The organism is Comamonas sp., from assembly GCF_036643215.1.
Classification (GTDB): domain Bacteria; phylum Pseudomonadota; class Gammaproteobacteria; order Burkholderiales; family Burkholderiaceae_C; genus Comamonas.
Map to the genome: position 1 here is coordinate 1 of NZ_JAVXSJ010000070.1, position 4,423 is coordinate 4,423.

Consider the following 4,423-nt stretch of genomic DNA (forward strand, 5'->3'; position numbering starts at 1 on the left):
ACTGGCCCGCTCTGCGGCCGTGATCGCGACCGTGACCAGTTCGGCCGTGCTGGGCCTGTGGTCCGCGCAGGCGCAAGCCGCCGAAGTGGCTGTTGCCGTTGCCGCCAACTTCACCGCGCCCATGAAGAAGATTGCCGCCGAGTTTGAAAAAGACACGGGCCACAAGGCCGAGCTGTCGTTTGGTGCCACCGGCAAGTTCTACGCCCAGATCAACAACGGCGCGCCCTTTGGCATCTTGCTGGCCGCCGATGACACCACGCCCGAAAAGCTCGCCAAAGAGAGCAAGGGAGTGGCGGACTCCCGCTTTACCTACGCCATCGGCACGTTGGTGCTGTGGAGCCCCAAGGCCGGTTATGTCGACGACAAGGGCGAAGTGCTGAAAACCGGCGACTACAAACACATCGCCATTGCCAACCCAAAGCTGGCGCCCTACGGCACAGCCGCCATGGAAGTGCTTAACAAACTGGGCTTGACCACCCAGGTGCAACCCAAGGTGGTGATGGGCGAGAACATTGCCCAGACCTACCAGTTCGCCGCCACCGGCAATGCGCAACTGGGCTTTGTGGCGCTGTCCCAAGTCATGGAAAACGGCAAGATTCGCGAAGGCTCGGCCTGGCAGATCCCCGGCAATATGCACGAGCCGATTCGCCAGGACGCCATCGTCCTGAACAGCGCCAAGGACAACGAAGCCGCCACCGCGCTGATGAAATACCTGCGCAGCCCCAAGGCACACGACATCATCCGCTCCTATGGTTATAGCTTCTGACGCTTGATAGATAAGCGCTAGAGGCCGATTCAGAACGGATAACGCAATCCGGAAAATCGCAAATTTTCGGTTGAAACGAGGCGCAAAGCCGCAGGCAGTACAAGCGTACGACAAGGCTTCGCTCCGACATATCAAGGGTTGCGTTAACGGTTCTTCACCCAAACTGCTCCGCTCTTCCCTTGGTGCTGCTCGGCTAAGCTGAGCACTCCAAGGGTCTTTTTTTGATTCCATGCAACTGAATGCCGAAGACTACGCCGCCATCTGGCTCACGCTCAAGCTCGCCAGCGTGACCACGGTGCTGCTCATGCTGCTGTGCACACCGCTGGCTTGGTGGCTGGCTCACACCCGCTCGCGCTGGCGCGGGCCGATTGGAGCCGTGGTGGCGCTGCCGCTGGTGCTGCCGCCCACCGTCATCGGCTTTTACCTGCTGGTCACCATGGGCCCCAACGGCCCCATTGGCAAATTCACGCAAGCGATCGGTATCGGCAATCTGCCATTCACCTTTGCCGGTCTGGTCATAGGCTCGCTGATCTATTCCATGCCGTTTACCGTGCAGCCGCTGCAGCGCGCCTTTGAAGCACTGGGCACACGCCCCATGGAAGCCGCTGCCAGCCTGGGCGCCAGCCCGCTTGATCGCTTTCTGACCGTGGCCATCCCTCTGGCGCGGCCCGGCTTTATTACCGCCGCCGTGCTGACCTTTGCCCACACCGTGGGCGAGTTTGGCGTGGTGCTGATGCTGGGCGGCAACATCCCCGGCGTGACCCGCGTGGTCTCGGTACAGATTTACGACCATGTGGAAGCCATGGAGTACGGCCACGCTCACCTGCTGGCCGCAGGCATGGTGGTGTTCTCCTTCATCGTGCTGCTGGCACTCAACTGGCTGCAACCCAAGGCGGAGCGCCGCGCATGAGCACTTCCCACTTCATCTCCGCCCAGCTCCAACTGAGCCGCTCGGACTTTTCGCTTGATGTCGATCTGCAGCTGCCCGGCCACGGCGTCACCGCCTTGTTCGGGCCTTCGGGCTGCGGCAAGACCACCTGCCTGCGTAGCCTGGCCGGACTGGAGCGCGCACAGGGCCGTGTCGCCGTCAACGGAAACATCTGGCAGGACGACGCCCGCAAGCAATGGCTACCCACACACCAGCGCGCACTGGGCTATGTGTTTCAGGAAGCCAGCCTGTTCCCCCACCTCTCGGTACAGAAAAACATTGACTATGGACTCAAGCGCACGCCGGTAGAGAGGCGCAAGGTCTCGCGCGATCGCGCTGTCGAGTTGCTGGGCATTGCGCATTTGATGGACCGCATGCCCGCCACCCTGTCTGGGGGCGAGCGCCAGCGCGCGGCTATTGCCCGCGCACTGACCACCAGCCCCGAAGTGTTGCTGATGGACGAACCGCTGGCCGCCCTCGACGCACAGCGCAAGGCCGAGGTGCTGCCCTATCTGGAGCAGTTGCAGCGCCATCTGCAGATACCCGTCATCTACGTCAGCCACTCGCTCGATGAGGTGGCGCGGCTGGCCCAGTACATGGTGCTGCTGGATGCAGGCCGGGTCGTGGCGCAAGGCGCGGTGACCGATCTCTTGTCCAGCCTTGATCTGCCGCTGGCCCATGGCGATATTGCCTCCAGTGTGGTGCACGCCACGGTGCAAAGCCATGATGCGGCTGACCACCTGAGCACCTTGGCCTTTGATGGCGGGCAGCTGCAACTGGTGATGGCTCACCCGCGCGCCGTAGGCACACAGGTACAGCTGCGCGTGCAAGCCCGCGATGTGAGCCTGAGCCTTGGCAGACCCGAGAGCAGCAGCATTCTCAACATCCTGCCCGCGCAGGTGCTGGATCTGCGCGAAGACGGTCCGGGGCAAGTCATGGTGTCGCTGCAATCGGGCAACACCCGCCTGCTGGCACGCATTACCCAGCATTCGGCCAGAGCCTTGCAGCTGCAGGCGGGTCTTCCGCTGTTTGCACAGATCAAGGGCATGGCGCTGCTGGACTAGCCATCTCCACCTTTTGGGTACATGGAAACGGCTCACTGACTATCATCGGCCCATGACCGATCCCGCCTGCCCCATCCCAGCCGCCACCTGCATTGAGCCACTGCAAAAACAGGCTGTGACCTTCTTCAATGCAGGGCAGGCAGAGCCGCAAGAGCGCGTGCTGGCCGCCGAGGTACCGATTGCGCTGGTGTTCAACGGCATATCGCACGCGGTGATGATGGGCTCGCCCGGCGATGTGGAAGACTTTGCCCTGGGCTTTGCGCTGACCGAAGGCATCATCGACAGCGCAGCCGACTGCTACAGCATTGAAGCGCAACCGGTGAGCGCCACTGCCGCAGGCCTGCCCGAAGGCATGGATGGCCTGGAGGTGCAGCTAGACATTGCCTCGCGCTGCTTTGCGCGCCTGAAAGACAAGCGCCGCAGCATCACGGGCCGCACGGGCTGCGGCGTCTGCGGGGTGGAGAGCTTTGCCGCGCTAGACCTGTCGTTTGATGCCCTGCCTACTCATGACTGGCTGACTCGCGTGGATGCAGCCACCGTGCTTAAAGCCATAGACGCCCTGCCTCCGCACCAGATTCTGAACGCCGAAGCTGGAGCCATTCACGCTGCAGGCTGGGCCACGCTGAATGGCGAGATCACCGATGTATTGGAAGACGTGGGCCGCCACAACGCGCTGGACAAACTGATTGGCCGCCTCGCCCGCACCGGCAGACTGGGCGAGCCCGGTTTTGTGGTGCTATCCAGCCGGGGTAGCCATGAGCTGGTGCGCAAATGCGCCAAGGTGGGCATTGCAGCGCTGGCCACTATCTCCGCCCCCACGGCCATGGGCGTGCGCATGGCCGAGCTGACAGGCCTGCGCTTCTGGGGCTTGTGCCGCCCGCCCAAGGCCGTTCTGTACGCCAGCGGCGGCAAAGCTTGAGCAAGCGCGTAGCTGCACGCCAGCCTCTAGAATCGCGGCATTGCGCTTCTGAAACGTCATTGCGCCGCCCCTTGATCAGCCCCTGGATATACACCATGAACCGCTGCACCACCGCTTTCCTCAATCGTCGTCTGTTTGGCTCCATCGCTCTGGCCGCTGCTGCCAGCGCCAGCCTGCTGGCTCAGGCCCAAGGCCTGCCGTCGAATGACACGCGCAACTTCCCGCCAACCGCGCTGTTTGGCGAGCTGACGATCACCAACTTCCCCGAAGTCGCCATCAACGGCGGTGCCATCCGCACCACCCCCGGCTTTCGCCTGTTCAGTCAGGAACGCTCCGTCGTCTTTGCCCACAACTACGCGGGTCAGAAGATGCTGGTGGGCTACGTGATCGAGCCCCAGACACAAGGCCTGCACACGGCCTGGATTCTGACGCCCGCCGAGATCGAAAAATACAAGCCAATACAGCCGCGCACCTTGCTGCAACGCGTGTTTGGCAGCTGAATCAGCCACCGCTGACTGCTATTGATTTCAAAGCTGCTTGCGCTTTTTCTGCAAGCAGTTCAGACCGTTTATTTATTCAAACCAAGTTGTGGCGTGCGCTAGCCGCTATGACTTTGCGCTTGCAAACCCTGCAAGCTCTGCCCCCGACAACACCCTATAAGAGCACCCCCATGAGCAAAAAAGTCTTTATCAAAACCTTCGGCTGCCAGATGAACGAGTACGACTCGGACAAGATGGCCGACGTGC

At 62.0% G+C, this 4,423-nt stretch carries 5 protein-coding genes; all 5 read left to right on the plus strand.

Translation table 11 applies throughout. The annotated features are described in order from the left end of the window. Nucleotides 1-19 precede the first annotated feature (19 nt). Nucleotides 20-766 (plus strand): molybdate ABC transporter substrate-binding protein, encoded by a 747-nt coding sequence (modA, locus tag RSF91_RS19515; RefSeq protein ID WP_442878902.1) that lies wholly within the window; start codon nucleotides 20-22, stop codon nucleotides 764-766. 229 nt (nucleotides 767-995) lie between these two features. Continuing rightward, entirely contained in the window at nucleotides 996-1,676 is a 681-nt protein-coding gene (modB, locus tag RSF91_RS19520; protein WP_332569961.1) for a molybdate ABC transporter permease subunit, read from the plus strand. After that, entirely contained in the window at nucleotides 1,673-2,758 is a 1,086-nt protein-coding gene (gene modC / locus RSF91_RS19525) for a molybdenum ABC transporter ATP-binding protein (RefSeq protein WP_332569962.1), read from the plus strand. Before modB ends, modC begins: the two co-directional genes overlap by 4 nt. Before the next feature lie 52 nt (nucleotides 2,759-2,810). Then, nucleotides 2,811-3,677, plus strand: coding sequence for a formate dehydrogenase accessory sulfurtransferase FdhD (gene fdhD / locus RSF91_RS19530; protein WP_332569963.1), 867 nt, complete (start codon nucleotides 2,811-2,813; stop codon nucleotides 3,675-3,677). A gap of 95 nt (nucleotides 3,678-3,772) precedes the next feature. Further along, a complete protein-coding gene (locus RSF91_RS19535; protein WP_332569964.1) occupies nucleotides 3,773-4,177 on the plus strand; it encodes a hypothetical protein in 405 nt (134 codons plus the stop codon). Nucleotides 4,178-4,423 lie beyond the last annotated feature (246 nt).

What these genes read in the sequence shown, in the direction of transcription:
- fdhD (WP_332569963.1), top strand. Translation starts at nt 2,811, where the DNA reads ATGACCGATCCCGCCTGCCCCATCCCAGCCGCCACCTGCATTGAGCCA.
- RSF91_RS19535 (WP_332569964.1), top strand. Translation starts at nt 3,773, where the DNA reads ATGAACCGCTGCACCACCGCTTTCCTCAATCGTCGTCTGTTTGGCTCC.
- modC (WP_332569962.1), top strand. Translation starts at nt 1,673, where the DNA reads ATGAGCACTTCCCACTTCATCTCCGCCCAGCTCCAACTGAGCCGCTCG.
- modB (WP_332569961.1), top strand. Translation starts at nt 996, where the DNA reads ATGCAACTGAATGCCGAAGACTACGCCGCCATCTGGCTCACGCTCAAG.